At 70.7% G+C, this 20,116-nt stretch carries 18 protein-coding genes; 12 read left to right on the forward strand and 6 right to left on the reverse strand.

Going from position 1 to position 20,116, the window contains the following annotated elements; translation table 11 throughout:
• Positions 1–85: 85 nt before the first annotated feature.
• The 5 genes from ACFWV2_RS11540 to ACFWV2_RS11560 all read left to right on the forward strand — a co-directional run bounded on the left by ACFWV2_RS11540 (position 86) and on the right by ACFWV2_RS11560 (position 7,103).
• Positions 86–757, forward strand: coding sequence for a spermidine synthase (locus tag ACFWV2_RS11540; RefSeq protein WP_384404808.1), 672 nt, complete (start codon positions 86–88; stop codon positions 755–757).
• An 82-nt stretch (positions 758–839) separates the two neighbouring features.
• A complete protein-coding gene (locus ACFWV2_RS11545; protein ID WP_360786132.1) occupies positions 840–1,577 on the forward strand; it encodes a response regulator transcription factor in 738 nt (245 codons plus the stop codon).
• Between the two features lie 68 nt (positions 1,578–1,645).
• On the forward strand, positions 1,646–2,698 hold the full coding sequence (locus ACFWV2_RS11550; RefSeq protein ID WP_384404896.1) for an ATP-binding protein: 1,053 nt from the start codon (positions 1,646–1,648) through the stop codon (positions 2,696–2,698).
• Between the two features lie 269 nt (positions 2,699–2,967).
• The gene (locus tag ACFWV2_RS11555; protein WP_384404809.1) at positions 2,968–6,810 is read left to right on the forward strand and encodes a multifunctional oxoglutarate decarboxylase/oxoglutarate dehydrogenase thiamine pyrophosphate-binding subunit/dihydrolipoyllysine-residue succinyltransferase subunit; all 3,843 of its coding nucleotides are present in this window, start codon (positions 2,968–2,970) and stop codon (positions 6,808–6,810) included.
• Between the two features lie 107 nt (positions 6,811–6,917).
• A complete protein-coding gene (locus ACFWV2_RS11560; RefSeq protein ID WP_360786129.1) occupies positions 6,918–7,103 on the forward strand; it encodes a DUF6104 family protein in 186 nt (61 codons plus the stop codon).
• A 469-nt stretch (positions 7,104–7,572) separates the two neighbouring features.
• Here the strand turns inward: ACFWV2_RS11560 and ACFWV2_RS11565 are convergent, their stop codons facing one another.
• Complete coding sequence (locus ACFWV2_RS11565) at positions 7,573–8,430, reverse strand: hypothetical protein (protein WP_384404810.1); 858 nt, start codon at positions 8,428–8,430, stop codon at positions 7,573–7,575.
• Between the two features lie 147 nt (positions 8,431–8,577).
• Between ACFWV2_RS11565 and ACFWV2_RS11570 the strand changes: the two genes are divergently transcribed.
• Together ACFWV2_RS11570 and ACFWV2_RS11575 are read left to right on the forward strand one after the other, a co-directional pair.
• Positions 8,578–9,447: a DUF4097 domain-containing protein gene (locus ACFWV2_RS11570; RefSeq protein ID WP_384404811.1), complete on the forward strand. Its 870-nt coding sequence runs from the start codon at positions 8,578–8,580 to the stop codon at positions 9,445–9,447.
• 1 nt (position 9,448) lies between these two features.
• Complete coding sequence (locus tag ACFWV2_RS11575; protein WP_384404812.1) at positions 9,449–10,348, forward strand: helix-turn-helix transcriptional regulator; 900 nt, start codon at positions 9,449–9,451, stop codon at positions 10,346–10,348.
• Between the two features lie 18 nt (positions 10,349–10,366).
• On the opposite strand, the gene ACFWV2_RS11580 is transcribed toward ACFWV2_RS11575, so the two are convergent.
• The 3 genes from ACFWV2_RS11580 to ACFWV2_RS11590 all read right to left on the reverse strand — a co-directional run bounded on the left by ACFWV2_RS11580 (position 10,367) and on the right by ACFWV2_RS11590 (position 14,308).
• Complete coding sequence (locus ACFWV2_RS11580) at positions 10,367–11,737, reverse strand: cellulase family glycosylhydrolase (protein ID WP_384404813.1); 1,371 nt, start codon at positions 11,735–11,737, stop codon at positions 10,367–10,369.
• Positions 11,738–11,918: 181 nt separating this feature from the next.
• Entirely contained in the window at positions 11,919–12,884 is a 966-nt protein-coding gene (locus ACFWV2_RS11585; protein WP_384404814.1) for a zinc-binding dehydrogenase, read from the reverse strand.
• A 212-nt stretch (positions 12,885–13,096) separates the two neighbouring features.
• A complete protein-coding gene (locus tag ACFWV2_RS11590; RefSeq protein WP_384404815.1) occupies positions 13,097–14,308 on the reverse strand; it encodes an NADP-dependent malic enzyme in 1,212 nt (403 codons plus the stop codon).
• Between the two features lie 536 nt (positions 14,309–14,844).
• On the opposite strand from ACFWV2_RS11590, the gene ACFWV2_RS11595 reads away from it, so the two are divergent.
• Genes ACFWV2_RS11595 through ACFWV2_RS11605 form a run of 3 tightly spaced genes read left to right on the forward strand, consistent with a single transcriptional unit; the run spans position 14,845 to position 17,557 of the window.
• On the forward strand, positions 14,845–15,813 hold the full coding sequence (locus ACFWV2_RS11595) for an ABC transporter substrate-binding protein (protein WP_384404816.1): 969 nt from the start codon (positions 14,845–14,847) through the stop codon (positions 15,811–15,813).
• 29 nt (positions 15,814–15,842) lie between these two features.
• On the forward strand, positions 15,843–16,793 hold the full coding sequence (locus ACFWV2_RS11600) for an amino acid ABC transporter permease (RefSeq protein WP_384404817.1): 951 nt from the start codon (positions 15,843–15,845) through the stop codon (positions 16,791–16,793).
• Positions 16,790–17,557, forward strand: coding sequence for an amino acid ABC transporter ATP-binding protein (locus tag ACFWV2_RS11605; RefSeq protein WP_384404818.1), 768 nt, complete (start codon positions 16,790–16,792; stop codon positions 17,555–17,557). The genes ACFWV2_RS11600 and ACFWV2_RS11605 overlap by 4 nt, the downstream gene beginning before the upstream one ends.
• Positions 17,558–17,621: 64 nt before the next feature.
• Here ACFWV2_RS11605 and ACFWV2_RS11610 read toward each other — a convergent pair whose 3' ends face one another.
• On the reverse strand, positions 17,622–18,371 hold the full coding sequence (locus ACFWV2_RS11610; protein WP_384404819.1) for a class I SAM-dependent methyltransferase: 750 nt from the start codon (positions 18,369–18,371) through the stop codon (positions 17,622–17,624).
• A 94-nt stretch (positions 18,372–18,465) separates the two neighbouring features.
• Here ACFWV2_RS11610 and ACFWV2_RS11615 point away from each other — a divergent pair, with 94 nt between their 5' ends.
• Positions 18,466–19,095: a CGNR zinc finger domain-containing protein gene (locus ACFWV2_RS11615; RefSeq protein WP_384404820.1), complete on the forward strand. Its 630-nt coding sequence runs from the start codon at positions 18,466–18,468 to the stop codon at positions 19,093–19,095.
• Here ACFWV2_RS11615 and sodX read toward each other — a convergent pair.
• Complete coding sequence (gene sodX, locus ACFWV2_RS11620) at positions 18,999–19,433, reverse strand: nickel-type superoxide dismutase maturation protease (RefSeq protein WP_384404821.1); 435 nt, start codon at positions 19,431–19,433, stop codon at positions 18,999–19,001. The genes ACFWV2_RS11615 and sodX overlap by 97 nt on opposite strands.
• Positions 19,434–19,595: 162 nt before the next feature.
• On the opposite strand from sodX, the gene sodN reads away from it, so the two are divergent.
• Complete coding sequence (gene sodN, locus ACFWV2_RS11625) at positions 19,596–19,991, forward strand: superoxide dismutase, Ni (protein WP_360786109.1); 396 nt, start codon at positions 19,596–19,598, stop codon at positions 19,989–19,991.
• Positions 19,992–20,116 lie beyond the last annotated feature (125 nt).

Genomic DNA, 20,116 nt, shown 5'->3' on the forward strand with positions numbered 1-20,116 from the left:
CCGTAAGGCGTTTGTTCCCGCCGTCCCCGTCCCGCGAGGATGGCGGGGACCGTCTGCCGAGCCGACGAGAACGGAGTGACGAACGATGTCAGGACCCGTGACCCTGGACCGCCGCGAAGGACCGTACGGAGAGGTCGTGCTGCGCCGCCGCGCGGAGCACTACGAGATCATCGCCAACGGCACCTTCCTCATGGACACCTCCGACGGGCGCTCCGAGCGGCTCCTGGTCGACGCGGCGCGGGACGCCCTGCCCGAGGAGTCCCGCGTCGGCTGCTCCCTCCTGATCGGGGGTCTCGGGGTCGGCTTCTCCCTCGCCCACGCCGCGGCCGACCCCGGCTGGGGTCGGATCACCGTCGCCGAGCGTGAGGAGGCGATCATCGACTGGCACCGGCAGGGCCCGCTCGCCGCGATCTCCGGGCGCGCGCTGGGGGATCCGCGGACGGTGATCCTCCACACGGACCTCGTGGAGTACCTGCGGACCTCCACGGACACCTTCGACGCCCTCTGCCTGGACATCGACAACGGCCCCGACTGGACGGTCACCGAGGACAACGAATCCCTGTACGGGGCCGAGGGATTGGCGGCCTGCGCGGACCGGCTGAACCCGGGCGGGGTGCTCGCCGTGTGGTCCGCGCGGCCCTCCGCCGATTTCGAGGAGTCGTTGCGGAATGCCGGATTCAGCGGGGTACGGACGGAAGAGGTGCCCGTTGCCCGGGGCGTCCCCGACGTGATCCACCTCGCCGTCCGCCCCCTGTAGCTCCTGGACGGATCCTGGATAGCCGGGACGCTGCGGGTACCTCTAGGCTGCTGCACCGACATCGGCGACGCGAGGCGGGGCAATGGAGCAGACACACACCACTCACCACGGTGCGGCGGCAACTCCGGGGGCTCAGAGACGTGTCCTGGTGGTCGAGGACGACGTGACGATCGTGGAAGCGATCTCCGCGCGGCTGCGCGCCGAGGGCTTCCTGGTGCAGACCGCGACCGACGGTCCCGCGGCGGTGGAGGCGGCCGAGGCCTGGCAGCCGGACCTGATGCTGCTGGACGTGATGCTGCCCGGTTTCGACGGCCTGGAGGTGTGCCGCCGGGTCCAGGCCCAGCGCCCCGTCCCGGTCCTCATGCTGACCGCCCGCGACGACGAGACCGACATGCTGGTCGGTCTCGGCGTCGGCGCGGACGACTACATGACCAAGCCGTTCTCGATGCGTGAGCTGGCCGCCCGGGTGCACGTGCTGCTGCGCCGGGTGGAGCGGGCCGCGCTGGCCGCGGCCACTCCGCGCAGTGGCATCCTCCGCCTCGGCGAACTGGAGATCGACCACGCGCAGCGCCGGGTCCGGGTGCGTTCCGAGGACGTGCACCTGACGCCGACCGAGTTCGACCTGCTGGTCTGCCTGGCGAGCACCCCACGTGCGGTCCTCTCCCGCGAGCAGCTCCTCGCCGAGGTGTGGGACTGGGCGGACGCCTCGGGCACCCGGACCGTGGACAGTCACATCAAGGCGCTGCGCCGGAAGATCGGGGCCGAGCGGATCCGTACGGTCCACGGCGTCGGTTACGCGCTGGAGACCCCGGCGCTGTGAGCTTGCGGGGGCCCGGCGGGTCGCGGGCGCAGCGGGGGCCGGACGGCGGGGCGCGCAGGCCGCGCCGGATCGTCATCTCGATCAAGACCAAGCTGGGCGCGCTGGTCGTCGGCGCGGTGCTGCTCACCTCCTGCCTGGCCCTGGTCGCGATCCGCACGTCCACGGAGTTCCGGTACATCACGATCTTCGCGATGATCGCGACCCTGCTGATCACGCAGTTCGTGGCCCAGTCCCTGACGGCGCCGCTCGACGAGATGACCACGGTGGCGGGGACGATCTCGCGCGGTGACTTCAGCCGCCGGGTGCGGGGCGCGGACCGGCGGGACGAGCTCGGGGACCTCGCCTCGACGATCAACCGCATGGCGGACGACCTGGAGGCCGTCGACCGGCACCGCAAGGAGCTGGTGGCCAATGTGTCGCACGAACTGCGCACCCCGATCGCCGCACTCAGGGCCGTTCTGGAGAACGTCGTGGACGGGGTGTCCGACGCGGATCCGGAGACCATGCGGTCGGCGTTGAAACAGACGGAGCGGCTGGGCCGCCTGGTGGAGACGCTGCTCGACCTGTCCCGTCTTGACAACGGTGTCGTCGCCCTGCGGGCGAGTCGTTTCGAGGTCTGGCCGTATCTGTCGGGGGTGCTGCGGGAGGCGAACCTGGCCGCGTCGCAGCGCGGTCTCTCGTCGACGTCGGGGCTCCACAACCGTACGGACGTGCATCTGCACCTGGACGTGTCACCGCCCGAGCTGGTGGCGCACGCGGACGCGGAGCGGCTGCACCAGGTGATGGCGAACCTGATCGACAACGCGGTGAAGCACTCGCCGCCGCACGGCCGGGTCACGGTGCGGGCCCGCCGCGGCCCGTACCCGGACTCGCTGGAGCTGGAGGTCGAGGACGAGGGTCCCGGCATCCCGGAGTCGGAGCGGCACAAGGTCTTCCAGCGCTTCAACCGGGGTTCGGCGCGGCATCGGCAGGGGCCGGGGAGCGACGGCGGCACGGGTCTCGGTCTCGCGATCGCCCGCTGGGCGGTGGATCTGCACGGCGGCGGGATCGGTGTGGCCGAATCCGCACGTGGCTGCCGCATCAGAGTCACTCTTCCGGGCAGCCTTCCTGTGAGGGATTGACGTAGGGTTCGAACCGGAAGAGCGCGTTCTGCGTGTACGTGAGCAGGACGTGATCGGGGGAGCGGTCGAAGCGGGCCGTGCCTGCGCTTTTCCGTACCCTCACACCTGCGGAACCCCGCTTGTTTCCCGCCATTCACAGCCCCGAAACACCTCGTCAAGTGTGACTTGCGCGACGTTGGTGCGCCCCGCCTGCACCTCTCGGCCGGACAGGCGTAGCCTTGATTCCCGCTGTCCATCACCTTGTGAAGCGGAAGAGGGCGGTTGCCGCCGTGTCGTCTCAGTCCCCCAGTACCCCGAGCTCCCCGACCGACCAAGACGGGCAGGGCCAGAACCCTGCGACCGCCTTCGGTGCCAATGAGTGGCTCGTCGACGAGATCTACCAGCAGTACCTCCAGGACCCGAATTCGGTCGATCGTGCCTGGTGGGACTTCTTCGCCGACTACAAGCCCGGAGCGTCGGAGACCCCGACCGCCCCGGCACCCACCACGCAGGCCGCTCCGGCCACTCAGAGCGCGCCCCCCGCGCCGCAGGCGGGCCCCGCACAGGCCGCGCCTGCCGCTCCGGTAGCCGCTCCGGCCCCCGTGCCCGCCCCGGCCGCCGCTCCGGCTCAGGCTGCCGCTCCGGCTCCGGCCGCCGCGAAGCCCGCCGCAGCCCCGGCCGCCGCGAAGCCCGCCACCGCCGCTCCGGCCGCCGCCAAGGCCGCTCCGGCCCCGGCGAAGGCCCAGGAGGCCGCCGAGGCCCCCGCCGGCCCCGAGCTGATCACGCTGCGCGGCCCCGCCGCCGCGGTCGCGAAGAACATGAACGCCTCCCTGGAGGTGCCGACGGCCACGTCCGTCCGCGCCGTCCCGGTGAAGCTGCTCTTCGACAACCGCATCGTGATCAACAACCACCTCAAGCGGGCCCGGGGCGGGAAGATCTCCTTCACGCACCTCATCGGCTACGCGATGGTGCAGGCGATCAAGGCCATGCCGTCGATGAACTACTCCTTCGCGGAGAAGGACGGCAAGCCGACCCTGGTCAAGCCGGAGCACGTGAACTTCGGTCTCGCGATCGACCTGGTGAAGCCCAACGGCGACCGCCAGCTCGTCGTCGCGGGCATCAAGAAGGCCGAGACGCTCAACTTCTTCGAGTTCTGGCAGGCGTACGAGGACATCGTCAAGCGCGCCCGCGTGGGCAAGCTGACGATGGAGGACTTCACCGGCGTCACGGTCTCCCTGACCAACCCCGGCGGCCTCGGCACCGTCCACTCCGTGCCGCGTCTGATGCCCGGACAGTCGGTCATCATGGGCGTCGGCTCGATGGACTACCCGGCCGAGTTCCAGGGCACCTCCCAGGACACCCTGAACAAGCTGGGCATCTCGAAGGTCATGACCCTGACCTCGACGTACGACCACCGGGTCATCCAGGGTGCCGCCTCCGGCGAGTTCCTGCGCGTCGTCGCCAACTACCTGCTCGGCGAGCAGGGTTTCTACGACGACATCTTCAAGGCCCTGCGCATCCCCTACGAGCCGGTCCGCTGGCTCAAGGACATCGACGCCTCGCACGACGACGACGTCACCAAGGCCGCGCGGGTCTTCGAGCTCATCCACTCCTACCGGGTCCGCGGCCACGTCATGGCCGACACCGACCCGCTGGAGTACAAGCAGCGCAAGCACCCCGACCTGGACATCACCGAGCACGGCCTCACCCTGTGGGACCTGGAGCGGGAGTTCGCGGTCGGCGGCTTCGCCGGCAAGTCGATGATGAAGCTCCGCGACATCCTCGGCGTGCTCCGCGACTCGTACTGCCGCACCACCGGCGTCGAGTTCATGCACATCCAGGACCCGAAGCAGCGCAAGTGGATCCAGGACCGCGTCGAGCGCCCGCACTCCCGCGTGGAGCGCGAGGAGCAGCTGCGCATCCTGCGCCGGCTGAACGCGGCGGAGGCCTTCGAGACCTTCCTGCAGACGAAGTACGTCGGCCAGAAGCGCTTCTCCCTGGAGGGCGGCGAGTCCGTCATCCCGCTGCTCGACGCGGTCATCGACTCGGCCGCCGAGTCGCGCCTCGACGAGGTCGTCATCGGCATGGCCCACCGCGGCCGGCTGAACGTCCTGGCGAACATCGTCGGCAAGTCGTACGCGCAGATCTTCCGCGAGTTCGAGGGCAACCTCGACCCGAAGTCGATGCACGGTTCCGGCGACGTCAAGTACCACCTGGGCGCCGAGGGCATCTTCACCGGTCTCGACGGCGAGGAGATCAAGGTCTCCCTGGCCGCGAACCCCTCGCACCTGGAGGCGGTCGACCCGGTCCTCGAAGGCATCGTCCGCGCCAAGCAGGACGTCATCAACAAGGGCGGCACGGACTTCACCGTCCTGCCCGTCGCCCTCCACGGTGACGCGGCCTTCGCCGGCCAGGGTGTCGTCGCCGAGACGCTGAACATGTCGCAGCTGCGCGGTTACCGCACCGGCGGCACGGTCCACATCGTCATCAACAACCAGGTCGGCTTCACCGCCGCCCCGGAGTCCTCGCGCTCCTCGATGTACGCGACCGACGTGGCCCGCATGATCGAGGCGCCGATCTTCCACGTGAACGGCGACGACCCGGAGGCCGTGGTCCGCGTCGCGCGGCTCGCCTTCGAGTTCCGCCAGACGTTCAACAAGGACGTCGTGATCGACCTCATCTGCTACCGCCGCCGCGGTCACAACGAGGGCGACAACCCGCAGTTCACCAACCCGCAGATGTACAACCTGATCGACAAGAAGCGTTCGGTGCGCAAGCTGTACACCGAGTCGCTCATCGGTCGCGGCGACATCACCCTCGAAGAGGCGGAGCAGGCGCTCCAGGACTTCCAGGGCCAGCTGGAGAAGGTGTTCGCGGAGGTCCGCGAGGCCACGGCCGCCCCGGCCCCGGCGCACGTCCCCGACGCCCGCGCCGAGTTCCCCGTCGGCGTCACCACCGCGGTCTCCGCCGAGGTCGTGAAGCGGATCGCCGAGTCGCAGGTCACCGTCCCGGAGCGGATCACGGTCCACCCGCGTCTGCTGCCGCAGATGCAGCGCCGCGCCGCCTCCATCGACGACGGCACCATCGACTGGGGCTTCGGCGAGACCCTCGCCATCGGCTCCCTGCTGATGGAGGGCACCCCGGTCCGGCTCTCCGGCCAGGACTCCCGCCGCGGCACCTTCGGCCAGCGCCACGCGGTGCTGGTGGACCAGGAGACCGGCGAGGACTACACCCCGCTGCTCTACCTGACCGACGACCAGGCCCACTACAACGTCTACGACTCGCTGCTCAGCGAGTACGCGGCGATGGGCTTCGAGTACGGCTACTCGCTGGCCCGCCCGGACTCCCTGGTCGTCTGGGAGGCCCAGTTCGGTGACTTCGTCAACGGCGCGCAGACCGTCGTCGACGAGTTCATCTCCTCGGCCGAGCAGAAGTGGGGCCAGACCTCGGGCGTCACGCTGCTCCTGCCGCACGGCTACGAGGGCCAGGGCCCGGACCACTCGTCCGCGCGTCCCGAGCGCTTCCTCCAGATGTGCGCCCAGGACAACATGACGGTCGCCATGCCGACGCTGCCGTCGAACTACTTCCACCTCCTGCGCTGGCAGGTGCACAACCCGCACCACAAGCCGCTCATCATCTTCACCCCGAAGTCGATGCTGCGTCTGAAGGCCGCGGCGTCCAAGGTGGAGGAGTTCACCACCGGCGGCTTCCGCGCGGTGATCGGTGACGCGACGGTGCAGGCGGCCGACGTCCGCAAGGTCGTCTTCTGCGCCGGCAAGGTCTACTACGACCTGGAGGCCGAGCGCCAGAAGCGCGGCGCCACGGACACGGCGATCATCCGCCTGGAGCGCCTGTACCCGCTGCCGGGTGCCGAGGTCCAGGCCGAGATCGCCAAGTACCCGAACGCCGAGAAGTACCTGTGGGCCCAGGAGGAGCCGGCGAACCAGGGTGCGTGGCCGTTCATCGCGCTCAACCTGATCGACCACCTGGACCTGGCGGTCGGCGCGGACATCCCGGCGGGCGAGCGCCTGCGCCGGATCTCGCGTCCGCACTCCTCCTCCCCGGCGGTCGGCTCGGCCAAGCGCCACCAGGCGGAGCAGCAGCAGCTGGTCAACGAGGTCTTCGACGCCTGACCTCGTACGACGACGTACGGAGGCCCGGCACCCCACGGTGGGGTGCCGGGCCTCCGGCGTGTCCGGGGCGGGTGGGGGGCGCCGAGGGCACGACCTATCCTGATCGCATGTACTTCACCGACCGTGGCATCGAGGAACTGGAGAAGCGGCGAGGCGAGGAGGAGGTCACCTTCGAGTGGCTCGCCGAGCAGCTGCGGACCTTCGTCGACCTCAACCCCGACTTCGAGGTGCCGGTCGAGCGCCTCGCGACCTGGCTGGCACGTCTGGACGACGACATGGAAGACGACGAGTAGGAAGTCGAGGGGCCGCCGGGGGGACATACGCCCGCCGGGGGGCGCAACGAGGGCCCGGAGGGTGCCGCCAGGGGGCACACGCGGGCCCGGGGAGGCGCCGCCGGGGGGCACACGCGGGCCCGGAGGGTGCCGCCAGGGGGCACACGCGGGCCCGGAGGGCGCCCCGGCGTACGACATCGGCCCCGCCCCGCACGCGCACGCGATGGGACGCCCTTCGACCGCTTGCAGGGCGGCGAGGGCCTTACGCCGCAAGCGCGCGTCGGGGCGACCGTACGACCGTCCGCAGGACGACGAGGGCCGTACGCCTCACGCGCGCGCCGGGGTCACGGTGCGACCGCCCCCGGACGACGACGTGCCGTACGGGGGCCTTACGCGCACGCGGGGTCACCGTCGCCCGTGCCCAGGACGACGAGGGCCGTACGCCTCACGCGCACGCGGGGTCACCGTCGCCCGTGCCGGCCGCCGGGGCTCACGTCTCCCGTAGCCGGGCGTGGGCGAGGCCGAGGGTGCCGTGGGCGACGAGCAGGGCTCCGGCCGTCGCCCAGCCGCCGCTGCGGCGGCCGAGACCCCAGAGAAGCAGGGGCACTCCCGCCGCGAGCTGCGCCGCGGCGAGTACGCGCGCCTCGGGACCGCGCAGGCACCGCCCGAGGGGTCCGTCCTCCAGCACGTGGAGTTCGGCCGTTACGGCGTCTCCTCCCCAGCCTCCCCGCCTCGTTCGCGCCGGGGACGCGGCCCCGTGGCCGGACCGTTCGAGTTGCTCGGCCCCGTCGGCCAGGGCGACGGAGCGGAGCCGGTCGGCGCTCTCGCCGGGGTGGAGTCCGGTGGGCATGGCGAGGCCGATCCGGCCGAGGACGGCGACGACGGCGAGGAGCCGGCCGGGCGCGTCCGCGTCGGGGTCGGGGGCGGTGAGCGGTTCCAGGGCCTGGACGTCGAGGACCGGGTCGAGGCCGAGGCGGGCGGCGAAGGTGTGCATGGCCTCGTCCTCGCCGACGGGCGTGCCGTCCGCGAGCCAGGTGTAGCCGACGGTGCGGCGGAAGCCGGCGGCGAGCGTGAGCCCGGCCCCGTCCCGGTCCCACCAGAGCGCGACGACGGGCCAGGTCGCGGCCGAGACGGCGAGGGCGGTGGCCCAGCCGGTGACGACCTGTTCGACGGGTTCCCCGTGGTGGAGCCAGGGCTTCCCCTCCGGGACGAGCACGCTCCAGCCGTCACCCGCCGGGGCGAGGAGCAGCTGTTCCCCGAGCAGCCGGGCGGGCGGACGGACCGCCGGGGGTTCGGCGCGGCAGAGCAGCAGCGCCCCGGCGGAGCTCGGTCCGGATGTCGCGTTCATGGCCCCACGCTAGGTCAATTTGTCCGCTTACGACGGCGATTGCACACCCTGTCAGGGAGGAGTCAGGGTTGACTCCCCAAGACCGCGATATATCGTGTCTACCGGAAGACGCGATATGTTGCATTGCCCGAGCGGGAGGTCAGCACCATGACAGAGTGGTCCGTCACCGAGCCGACGAAACTGGCGCCGGCCGACCCCGTGACCCGCCTGCAGATCCGCATCGTCAACGGCACGGTGAACGTGGTGGGGACGGACGAGAGTTCCGCCCGCGTGGAGATCACCGAGATCGAGGGCCCGCCGCTGACCGTGTCGCAGGACGGCTCCGCCCTGACCGTGGGCTACGACGACCTGCAGTGGAAGAACATCCTCAAGTGGCTCGACCGCAAGGAGTACCGGCGCCGGGTCGTCGTCTCCGTCGCCGTCCCGGCGGGCGTCGACGTCGAGGTGGGAGTGGTCGGCGCCGAGGCCGTCGTCACCGGCATCCGGGGACGTACGGAGGTGCGGGGCGTCACCGGCGACACGACCCTCCTCGGGCTCTCGGGCCCGGTCCGCGCCGAGAGCGTCTCGGGCAGTCTGGAGGCCCAGTCGGTCACGGGCGCCCTCCGGGTCAACTCCGTGACCGGTGACGTGACGGTGATCGAGGGCGCGGGCTCCTCCGTGCGGGCCGAGACGGTCAGCGGCGACATGGTCATCGACCTCGACCCCTCCGACCTCGCGGGACCGCCCGCCGACATCCGGCTCGCCAGCGTCTCCGGCGAGGTCGCCATCCGCCTCCCGCACCCGGCCGACGCCCGGGTCGAGGCGAGCACCACGAGCGGCTCCGTGTCGAGCGCCTTCGACGACCTGCGGGTCGGGGGCCAGTGGGGCGCCAAGTCCCTCACCGGCACCCTCGGCGCCGGCCGGGGCACCCTCAGGGCGACGACCGTCTCCGGCTCCATCGCCCTGCTCCGCCGTCCAGAGCCGGACGGCGACACCGACCCCACTCCCTCCTCCTCCGCGACCGGAAAGGTGCTCTGACATGCCGCCCGTCTTCGCGCACGGCCGCCTCCGTCTCTACCTGCTCAAGCTGCTCGACGAGGCCCCGCGCCACGGCTACGAGGTGATCCGCCTCCTGGAGGAGCGCTTCCAAGGGCTCTACGCGCCCTCCGCGGGCACGGTCTATCCCCGCCTCGCCAAGCTGGAGGCCGAGGGCCTCGTCACCCACGCCAGCGAGGGAGGCCGGAAGGTCTACTCGATCACCGACGCGGGCCGCGCGGAGCTGGCCGGTCGCGGAGCCGAACTGGACGACCTGGAGCGGGAGATCCGCGAGTCGGTGTCGGAGCTGGCGGCGGAGATCCGCGAGGACGTGCGCGGTGCGGCCGGCCGGGTGCGCAGCGAGATGCGCGCGGCGGCGGGCCGGGCCCGTACGGCGGAGTCCTCCTCGTTCGCCGACGCCAGGGAGGAGCTGCGCCGGGTCGGGCAGGAGTGGAAGGAGCAGGCCCGCCAGGCCCGCGCCGAGGCGAAGTCGGCCCGGCACCAGGCGAAGGAGTTCCAGCGGATCGCCCAGCAGGTGCAGGAAGAGGTCCAGGACCGCTTCTCGCGGGGCGACTGGCCCAAGGGGGTGTGGGAGGGGCTCTCCGGCATCACGGCGCAGCTCGGGGACCTGGTGACGGGCACGACCCACCCGAAGGCCGCCGGCCAGGAGCCGCCGTTCACGACGGCACCGGCCGGCGCGGTGCCGGAGTGGGCCCGGGACACCGAGGGTTCGGGCGATCCGGCCCGTGACCTGGACCGGCTCCTGGACCGTTTCCGCGACGAGATCCGGGACGCGGCCCGGGACCACGGGGTGAGCCGGGACCAGTTGGCCGAGGCCCGCGACCAGCTGTCCACGGCGGCGATCAGAATCACGGGCCTGCTGGGGTCACGTCCCTCCGTGTAGCCGAGGCGGGCGCCAGCCTCAGCCCCGGGTGGCCGTGACCGTCACCCGGGCGCCCGGGGCCGCGAGGACCCAGGCCCTGCCGGGGGACGTGCGGAGCACGAGCGCCCCGCTCCCGGCCGTCACCCGCCAGCCGCCGGCCGGCAGGGAGAGTTCGGTGACCCGGGGGCCGCGCCGCCCGGAGGCGTCGTAGGAGAGGCGGTAGGTCCCGGTCCCCGCGTCGTACGTGGTGGAGCGGACCGTGCCGGCGACCGCCTCGGCGTACGGCTCGGCGGTCAGCTCCTTGTTCGTACGGAAGGTCCCGGCGGAGTCCACGGCGCAGTAGCCGCCGCCGTAGCACCAGACGTAGCCGGCCCAGCCGGAGCCGTAGCGGCCGAGGGACGCCATGGCGTCGCGGTAGAAGCGGTTCATGTTCGGCAGGGAGTTGTTGAGCGGCCCCCACTCCCCCACGACCACGGGCACCTTCTGCTCCTTGGGGTACCGGGTGACGGCCTGCTCGTACGTCTCGATCCAGCCGGCGGCGGGATCGTAGTCGGCGCCCGCCTCCATGCCGGTGTTGTAGAAGTGCGGGGCGTAGACGATCCTCGGGTCGTCGATCCGGCCGAGTCCGGTGGGCACGCCCTCGCCCACGATCGGGGTCGGTTCGACGAAGATCCAGGTGGACCCGTCGACGGAGCGGATCGCGTCCGCGAGGCGGTTGTACATCGGGGTGAGCTGGTCCCGCTCGATGCGCCGGGCCGCCGTCGCCAGGTCCTCGCCCTTCCGCAGCTCGCCCATGGGTTCGTTGATCAGGTCGTAGCCGAGGACGGCCGGGTGGTCCTCGAAGCGGTCGGCGAGCAGCCGCCACATGCGGGCCTGGGCGCGCCGCAGGTCCTCGTCCTCGTAGAGGTGGGTGAAGGCCCGCTGGACGGCGGGTTCGAAGTACTCGGAGAACCAGTCGTCCGGGTGCGGGGTGAACGGCAGGCCGTCGGTCCTGGTGGCCCAGGCGGGCACGCCCCGATGGCCGAACGCGGGACCGAAGACGTCCTGGTGGGCGTCGATGAGGACCTTGACGTCGTGTTTCCCGGCCCAGTCCAGGATCTGTTCGATCTTGCGCAGGTAGCCCTGGCTGTACCGCCCGGGCCGGGGCTCCAGGTCGTCCCAGAAGACCAGGAGGCGGGCGAAGTTGAACCCCTCGGCCCGCATGTCGCGGAAGTGCCGCTCGGTGATCGCGGAGAGGGCGGCGTCGCCCCGGTTCGCCTTGTCCTCGACGTTCCAGCCGCGCAGGGTGAGGGCGCGGCCGTGCTCGTCGGTGAGGACGGGGATGCCGGAGTCGACCGGCGCGGCGTGGGCGGTGGTCGGGGCGAGGAGTGCGGCGACGGTGGCACCGGCCGCCAGGGTGGTTCGCAACATGGAGGACCTCCGGCACGGGGATGTGAGAGATGTTCACGTTCGCGTGCCGGAGATCCCATCAGCATGACTGACGCGTCATCAAGAGGTAGGTCCGAGTCCGTCGGGAAGTCGCCGGAAGTCCCGCCTCAGGGGTGCGCCAGGAGTCCGTCAGGGGGCTCGTCAGCAGTCCTTCCGGGGTTCGTCAGGGGTTCGTCAGGACGATCTTCCCGAAGAGCTCGCCGGAGGCCATCTTCTCGAAGCCCTCCCGTGCCCGGTCCAGCGGCAGGACGTCGTCGATCACCGGCCGGACGCCGGTGGCCGCGCAGAAGGCCAGCAGGTCCTCCAGCTCGTCCTTGGAGCCCATCGTCGAGCCGACGACCTTCAGCTCCAGGAAGAAGATCCGGGTCAGCTCGGCGTGCGCGGGCCGGTCACCGCTCGTGGCGCCCGAGATGACGAGCGTGCCGCCGGGCCGCAGCGACTTGACCGAGTGGGACCAGGTGGCCGCGCCGACCGTCTCGATGACCGCGTCCACCCGCTGCGGAAGCCTCGCGCCCGGTTCGTACGCCTCGACGGCGCCGAGCTCGACCGCCCGCTTGCGCTTGGCCTCGTCGCGGCTGGTGGCGAAGACCCGCAGTCCTGCCGCCTTGCCGAGGGCGATCGCGGCGGTGGCGACACCGCCGCCCGCGCCCTGGACGAGCACCGAGTCCCCGGGCCGTACCCCGGCGTTGGTGAAGAGCATGCGGTACGCGGTCAGCCAGGCCGTGGGCAGGCAGGCGGCCTCCTCGAAGGACAGCTCCTTCGGCTTGGGCAGCACGTTCCAGCGGGGCACGGTCACCCGCTCCGCGAACGTGCCCTGGTAGCGCTCGGTGAGGATGGACCGGGGCTCGTCCGGTCCGACGCCGTGGCCCGTCTGGCCGATCACGGAGTGCAGGACGACCTCGTTGCCGTCCTCGTCGATGCCCGCGGCGTCGCAGCCCAGGATCATCGGCAGCCTTCCCTCGGGCAGTCCGACCCCGCGCAGCGACCACAGGTCGTGGTGGTTGAGCGAGGCGGCCTTGACGGTGACGGTGGTCCAGCCCGGCCGCACCTCGGGTTCGGGGCGTTCGCCCAATTCGAGGCCGTTCAGCGGCTGGTCGCGGTCGATTCGGGCAGCGTAGGCAGCGAACATGGGCCCGACCCTAGGGTGCCGCGGACGGCGAGGGGAACCACACCCCCGTGTGACCCATGTCGCCCGGCGCCGCCGTCGGACCCCGCGTACGCGAAAGGGCCCCGTCCCGACGTACGGAACGGGCCCCTGGGCGTACCGGCGGACGACCGGCGGACGTGCCCGCACAAGGCACGTCCGACCGGTGCGCGCGCCGGCGCCGACCGGTGCGCGCGTCAGCGGCGGGCGACGCCCTCGGCGCGGGCGGCGGCGGCGACCGCGGCCGCGACGGCCGGGGCGACGCGCTCGTCGAACGGCGACGGGATGACACAGTCGGCGGCGAGCTGGTCGGTGACGACGTCCGCGATCGCGTTGGCCGCGGCGATCTTCATGCCCTCGGTGATCCGGGAGGCCCGCACCTGGAGCGCGCCGGCGAAGATGCCGGGGAACGCGAGGACGTTGTTGATCTGGTTCGGGTAGTCCGAACGTCCGGTCGCCACGACGGCCGCGTACTTGTGCGCGACGTCGGGGTGGACCTCGGGGTTCGGGTTGGCCATGGCGAACACGAAGGCGTTCGGAGCCATGGAGGCGACGGCGGCCTCGGGGACCGTACCGCCGGAGACGCCGATGAAGACGTCCGCGCCGGCGAGGGCGCTCTCCAGGGAGCCGCTGAGCCCGGCCTTGTTGGTGAGCTCCGCGATCTCGCGCTTGACGTCCGTGAGGTCCTCGCGGTCGCGGCTGACGATGCCCTTGCGGTCGGCGACGGCCACGTCTCCGAGGCCCGCCTCCAGGAGGAACTTCGCGATGGCCACACCGGCCGCGCCGGCGCCGGAGATGACCGCGCGCAGTTCGCCGAGGGTCCGGCCGGTCAGCTTCGCCGCGTTGCGGAGGGCGGCGAGGGTGACGATGGCGGTGCCGTGCTGGTCGTCGTGGAAGACCGGGATGTCGAGGCGCTCCTGGAGCCTGCGCTCGATCTCGAAGCACCGCGGCGCCGAGATGTCCTCCAGGTTCACGCCGCCGAAGGACGGGGCGAGCCGGACGACGGTCTCGATGATCTCGTCGGTGTCGGTGGTGGCGAGGGCGAGCGGGACCGCGTCCACGCCACCGAACTGCTTGAAGAGGATGGCCTTCCCCTCCATGACCGGGAGGGAGGCCTCCGGGCCGATGTCGCCGAGACCGAGCACTGCCGTACCGTCGGTCACGACCGCGACGACCTGGGACTTCCAGGTGTAGTCGTTGACCAGCTCGGGCTGCTCGGCGATCGCGGTGCACACCTTGGCGACGCCGGGCGTGTACGCGAGGGACAGGTCGTCCCGGTCCCGGAGGGGGACGGTGGCCTGCACGGCCATCTTGCCGCCCCGGTGGAGGGCGAAGACAGGATCGAAGGGCTCCTCCGGAGCTCCTTTCGTACCACTGTCATTGCGAGGATTGACGATCTCCGCTGCCATTGGGTTGAACCCCTTAAGTCTTTTCATTTGAGGGTGGCCACTCCCGGTTGAGGAGGGGTGGGGAGGCACCGCGGCCGCCGTGTCTGGCAGCCGCGCGGGCGCGCCGCACAACGCGCCCTGAGCCCCGGATGAGGGGTGTAAGGATCCTTCTTACCGGACGGACGGCACCGCAGACGAGTCCATAACCGCTCGGTGATGCGACTCATACCGAGTGCATCCGGACGTGGACGGAGAACGACACGTCACCCGATGTCCCGATAGATACGAACCCCACCCGAATAGCCGCCTTCGAGTCATCCGAACGGCGAGATATGCAGGAGATTCTTCGGTGGCGGGGAAGGGATCCAGCAGATGATCCGGCCCTGATGTACCGGCCTCGCGGCATCCGGCCGTCACCCGTTACCCGATTTTGACATCCGTGGCCGTCGGTTTGGGGCGGTCCGAATGGCAAGATGCCGTAATCACACGAGGTCACGACACTCGAAGAGACGTACGTGGCCACTGGAAACTCCCTCACACGCCGGAGGAACCCGATCATGACCGCACGCTCCACGCGCTGTACGACCGCCAAGACCCGCACCTCCCGTCTTGCCGCGGTCGCCGCCGTCGCGGTCGCCGGCTCCGTGCTGCTGACCGCCTGCGGTGACCAGACCGAGGGCGGCTCCGCCACCCCGACGAAGGACGGCGGCTCCGCGTCCACCAACGCCGCCCCGCTCTTCTCGAAGCTCCCCGCGGACATCCAGAAGGCCGGTGTCATCAAGGTCGGCACGGACGCCTCGTACGCGCCGATGGAGTTCACCGAGGGCGGCAAGATCGTCGGCGTCGACCCCGACATCGCCCAGGCCCTGGGCAAGCAGCTCGGCGTCGAGTTCAAGTTCACCTCGGGCACCTTCGACGGTCTGATCACCTCGATCTACACCGGCCGCCAGGACCTGATCATGTCCTCGATGACGGACAACAAGAAGCGCCAGGAGGGCCTGGACGACAACGGGAAGAAGATCGGCAAGGGCATCGACTTCGTCGACTACTTCAGCTCCGGCGTCTCCCTCCTGGTCAAGAAGGGCAACCCGCAGGGCATCAACTCCCTCGACGACCTCTGCGGCAAGACCGTGGCCGTCCAGCGCGGCACGATCTACGAGGACACCTTCAAGGCCCAGGCCACGAAGTGCGGGGCCAAGAAGCTGACGATCCAGGCCTTCGACACCGACGCCGAGGCGCAGACCCGCGTCAAGGCCGGCGGCGCCGTGGCCGACCTGAACGACTACCCGGTGGCCGCGTACATCGCGAAGACCTCGGGCGGCGGCAACGACTTCGAGGTCGTCGGCAGCCAGAGCGATGTCGGCCTCTTCGGCATCGGCGTCTCGAAGGAGAACACCCAGCTGCGTGACGCCGTCAAGGAGGCGCTCGACGCCATCATCAAGGACGGCACCTACGCCGAGGCCCTGAAGAAGTGGAACGTCGAGGGCAGCGCCGTCAAGTCGGCCACCGTCAACGCCGGCAAGTGACCTCCCCGCTCCACTGAAGGGCAGTCGTCGTGACTGACAAGATCAACAAGGACCCGGCCGCCGCTCCGGCCGGGCCCGGCGCCTCGGGCAGCCCGTACGAGGCGATCAAGGCCATCCCGGTGAGGCACTACGGGCGCTGGGTCAGCGCCGTCGTGGTCGTCGCCCTGCTCGGCTGGCTCGTCTTCGCCTTCTCCCAGGGCAACATCCTCTGGGACACGGTGTGGGACAAGGTGTTCGACACGTCGGTCATCAGCGGCCTGTGGAACACCATCATCATCAGCGTCGCCTCCATGGCCCTCGGCCTGGTCCTCGGCGTCGTCTTCGCGGTGATGCGCCTCTCGAAGAACCCCGTGACGGGCGCCGTCGCCTGGCTCTACATCTGGTTCTTCCGCGGCACCCCGGTCTACGTCCAGCTGCTGGTGTGGTTCAACCTGTCGCTGATCTTCCAGTACATCGACCTCGGGCCGATCTACAAGAACGAGACCGTGGACGTCATGACGCCGTTCATGGTGGCGCTGCTCGGCCTCGGCCTCAACGAGGGCGCCTACATGGCGGAGATCGTCCGTGCCGGCATCCAGTCGGTCGACGAGGGCCAGACCGAGGCGGCGCACGCGCTCGGCATGTCCCAGACGAAGACCATGCGGCGCATCGTCCTTCCGCAGGCCATGCGCGTGATCGTGCCGCCGACGGGCAACGAGTTCATCAACATGCTGAAGACCTCGTCGCTGGTCTCCGCCGTGCAGTACACCGAGTTGCTGCGCGCGTCCTCGAACATCGGCAACACGGCCGGTGCCGTGATGGAGATGCTCTTCGTCGCCTCCATCTGGTACCTCGCGCTGACCAGCGTGTTCAGCGTCGGCCAGTACTACCTGGAGCGCCGTTTCGCCCGAGGTTCGCTCCGCAGCCTGCCGCCCACCCCGTGGCAGCGGGTCAGGACGAACCTCACCACGTTCAAGCGTTCCCCGGAGGCATCGCGATGACCGGTCAGCCCATGGTCAAGGCGGAGGGCGTCCACAAGTCGTACGGCGCCGCCCACATCCTCCGCGGCATCGACCTCGAAGTGCAGAACGGCGAGGTCTTCTGCCTCGTCGGCCCGTCCGGCTCCGGCAAGTCGACGTTCCTGCGGTGCATCAACCACCTGGAGCGGGTCGACGGCGGCCGGCTCTCGGTGGACGGCCAGCTGGTCGGCTACCGGGAGAAGAACGCCAAGCTCTACGAGCTGAAGGACAGCGAGGTCGCGAGCCAGCGCCGTGACATCGGCATGGTCTTCCAGCGCTTCAACCTGTTCCCGCACATGACGGCCCTGGGCAATGTCATGGAGGCGCCGATCCAGGTGAAGGGCGAGTCCAGGGCCGTGGCCCGCGAACGGGCCGAGCGGCTGCTGGACCGGGTCGGCCTGGCCGACAAGGCCGGGAACTACCCCACGCAGCTCTCCGGCGGTCAGCAGCAGCGCGTCGCCATCGCCCGCGCGCTGGCGATGGAGCCGAAGCTGATGCTCTTCGACGAGCCGACGTCGGCGCTCGACCCGGAGCTGGTGGGTGACGTCCTCGACGTCATGCGGGACCTCGCCGAGTCGGGCATGACGATGATCGTCGTCACGCACGAGATGGGCTTCGCCCGCGAGGTCGGCGACTCGCTGGTCTTCATGGACGGCGGCGTGGTGGTCGAGTCGGGCAACCCGCGGGACGTCCTGGGCAACCCGCAGCACGACCGGACGAAGGCGTTCCTGTCGAAGGTGCTGTAGCCGGCGCGGCAGCGGGAAGGGGCGGTACGGGAATCCCGTACCGCCCCTTCCCCGTTCCACGCGGCTACTTCACGGCCAGGAGCAGGGTGTCGGAGGGCGAGGCCCAGACGGCCCTGGCCTCGCCGAATCCGGCGGCGCGGAGGGTGTCGGCGTGCCAGGCCGGCGAAGGCATGTCGCCGTCGGCGTGCTCGCCGTAGATCGCGAAGCGGCGGGCGGTGGGTTCGGCGAGGACCGGGTCCTCCGCGGCGCGGGCCCACCAGTCGGCCCAGTCGAGGACCCCGGCGGCCTTCTCGCGGTCCATGCGGGCGTGCCGCCGGGCGCGCTCGGCGGCGTTGATGCGGGGAGTGGCCTCGTCGATCATGTGGTCGGCGTTCATGAAGACGCCGCCGTCGCGGACGAGGCCGGCGACCTGCCCGTAGAGGGCGGTCAGGGGCTCGCTGTGGAGCCAGTGGAGCGCGGTGGCGGTGAGGACGGCGTCGTACGAGGCGTGGGGCAGCCTCGTGGTCCACGCGGGGTCCTTGAGGTCGGCGGTCACGAAGGTGACGCGCTCGTCGTCGCCGAAGTACCCCTCGGCGATGGCGAGGAGCGCGGGGTCGAGGTCGACGCCGGTACTGGTCGCCTCCGGGAACCTCCGGAGGAGCCGGTCCGTGATACTTCCCGTACCGCACGCGAGGTCGAGGACGCGGGGCTTCGGCCCCACCAAGGCCTCGACCATGTCGAGCATCACCCGGAACCGCTCTTCCCGGTCCGGCATGTACCACTCCTGCTGACGGTCCCAGCTCTGTTGCCAGGCCGCCCAGTCGGTTCCGGTCATCGCCGTTCCTCCCCGTCGTCGTAATACCCTCATAGGGGAAACATCCGTTACCCCTGCCGACCGAGACACTAGCCCGCCGGAGTAAGGACTACAAGTGGAACTGGCCTATTACTCGGATTACGCCGTGCGTCTGGTCAACACCGAGGAGCCGGCCCGCAACAAGGACGCCCTCACCTCCGTCGAGGTCATCCGGGAGCTCTTCGGCCCCGCCACCCAGATGGCCCGCAGGGCGACCGACTCCGACGTGACCCGCTTCCGCGCGGTGCGCGCCCGGCTGCGGGCGGTCTTCACCGCGGCCGACGAGGGCGACCACACGGGCGCCGTGGACCTGCTGAACTCCCTCCTGCTGGAGTTCCCGGTCAGCCCCCAGATCTCCGGTCACGACATCCTCGACGAGGACGGCCGGCCGCGGTGGCACATGCACCTCGCCGACCACCCGTCGAACGCGACCGCGGGATACGCCGCCATCGCGGCGATGGGCCTCGCCTTCCACCTCACCGAGTTCGGCGCCGACCGGCTCGGCCTCTGCCAGGCACCGCCCTGCCGCAACGCCTACCTCGACACCTCCACCAACCGCTCCCGCCGCTACTGCTCCGACCGGTGCGCGACCCGCGCCAACGTGGCCGCCTACCGGGCCCGCAAGCGCCTGGAGGCCGACCGGACGGACCGGACGGGCCGCACAGAGGAGACCAGCCAGGAGAGGACCACCCCGGCGGACCGCTGACGCCCCGGCGTCACCGGCCGGTACCGCGCCCGCACCCGCCCGAGAACCAGCTCGGGCGGTACGGCGCCGAAGACCCGGCTGTCCCCCTCGGCGTCCGGATTGTCCCCGAGCACCCACCAGCCGCCGTCGCGTCGCTCGATCAGCCGTTTCACGATGAGCAGATCCTGCTGGAGCGGATGCCGCAGCACGGCCACGTTCCCGGGCCGCAACCGCGCCCCGTACTGCACCAGCAGCTGGTCACCGTGGAGCAGCGTGGGCACCATGGACACCCCCGTGACCTCGGCGACCCCGAACGGAGCCCCGGCCTCCGACCCCCGCTCCCACCCCGGTCCACTCATCCGGCACCTCCCGATCCGCCCGCGCGTCCGCTCGTCCACTCGTACACGAGTCCCATGGTGACCCTGGACTTTTGACCTAAGCCCCAGGGGGCGCCCGCGAAAACGCCCTTCTCACCGAGTAATGTCCCACCTGAGAAGACGATCACGAGGAAGGACGGCACCATGCTCTCCCGCCTGTTTGCCCCCAAGGTGACGGTCAGCGCCCACTGCGACCTCCCCTGCGGCGTGTACGACCCGGCCCAGGCCCGCATCGAGGCCGAGTCGGTCAAGGCTGTCCAGGAGAAGTACCTGGCGAACGAGGACGCGCACTTCCGCGCCCGCGCCACGGTCATCAAGGAGCAGCGCGCGGAGCTCGCCAAGCACCACGTCTCGGTGCTCTGGAGCGACTACTTCAAGGCCCCGCACTTCGAGAAGTACCCCGAGCTCAACCAGCTGGTCAACGACACCCTGAAGGCCCTCTCGGCCGCGAAGGCGTCGACGGACCCGAAGACGGGCGAGAAGGCGCTGGAACTCATCGCCGAGATCGACCGCATCTTCTGGGAGACCAAGAAGGCCTGACCTTCTCTCCCGCTGGACGCGGGGCGGGCCCCCCCCGGCCCCCCCGCGGGGGCGGGCCGGGACCCCGGCCCCAGTATCGGTGGATTATAAAAAAAAAAAACGGGCCCCGAAAAAAATTTTTTTTT

This window comes from Streptomyces sp. NPDC058671, from assembly GCF_042716475.1.
Lineage (GTDB): Bacteria > Actinomycetota > Actinomycetes > Streptomycetales > Streptomycetaceae > Streptomyces.

Coding starts and splice junctions, on each gene's coding strand:
- ACFWV2_RS11595 (WP_384404816.1), top strand. CDS start 14,845: ATGACCGCACGCTCCACGCGCTGTACGACCGCCAAGACCCGCACCTCC.
- ACFWV2_RS11570 (WP_384404811.1), top strand. CDS start 8,578: ATGACAGAGTGGTCCGTCACCGAGCCGACGAAACTGGCGCCGGCCGAC.
- ACFWV2_RS11580 (WP_384404813.1), bottom strand. CDS start 11,737: ATGTTGCGAACCACCCTGGCGGCCGGTGCCACCGTCGCCGCACTCCTC.
- sodN (WP_360786109.1), top strand. CDS start 19,596: ATGCTCTCCCGCCTGTTTGCCCCCAAGGTGACGGTCAGCGCCCACTGC.
- ACFWV2_RS11560 (WP_360786129.1), top strand. CDS start 6,918: ATGTACTTCACCGACCGTGGCATCGAGGAACTGGAGAAGCGGCGAGGC.
- ACFWV2_RS11610 (WP_384404819.1), bottom strand. CDS start 18,371: ATGACCGGAACCGACTGGGCGGCCTGGCAACAGAGCTGGGACCGTCAG.
- ACFWV2_RS11605 (WP_384404818.1), top strand. CDS start 16,790: ATGACCGGTCAGCCCATGGTCAAGGCGGAGGGCGTCCACAAGTCGTAC.
- ACFWV2_RS11540 (WP_384404808.1), top strand. CDS start 86: ATGTCAGGACCCGTGACCCTGGACCGCCGCGAAGGACCGTACGGAGAG.
- ACFWV2_RS11585 (WP_384404814.1), bottom strand. CDS start 12,884: ATGTTCGCTGCCTACGCTGCCCGAATCGACCGCGACCAGCCGCTGAAC.
- ACFWV2_RS11590 (WP_384404815.1), bottom strand. CDS start 14,308: ATGGCAGCGGAGATCGTCAATCCTCGCAATGACAGTGGTACGAAAGGA.
- sodX (WP_384404821.1), bottom strand. CDS start 19,433: ATGAGTGGACCGGGGTGGGAGCGGGGGTCGGAGGCCGGGGCTCCGTTC.
- ACFWV2_RS11565 (WP_384404810.1), bottom strand. CDS start 8,430: ATGAACGCGACATCCGGACCGAGCTCCGCCGGGGCGCTGCTGCTCTGC.
- ACFWV2_RS11575 (WP_384404812.1), top strand. CDS start 9,449: ATGCCGCCCGTCTTCGCGCACGGCCGCCTCCGTCTCTACCTGCTCAAG.
- ACFWV2_RS11545 (WP_360786132.1), top strand. CDS start 840: ATGGAGCAGACACACACCACTCACCACGGTGCGGCGGCAACTCCGGGG.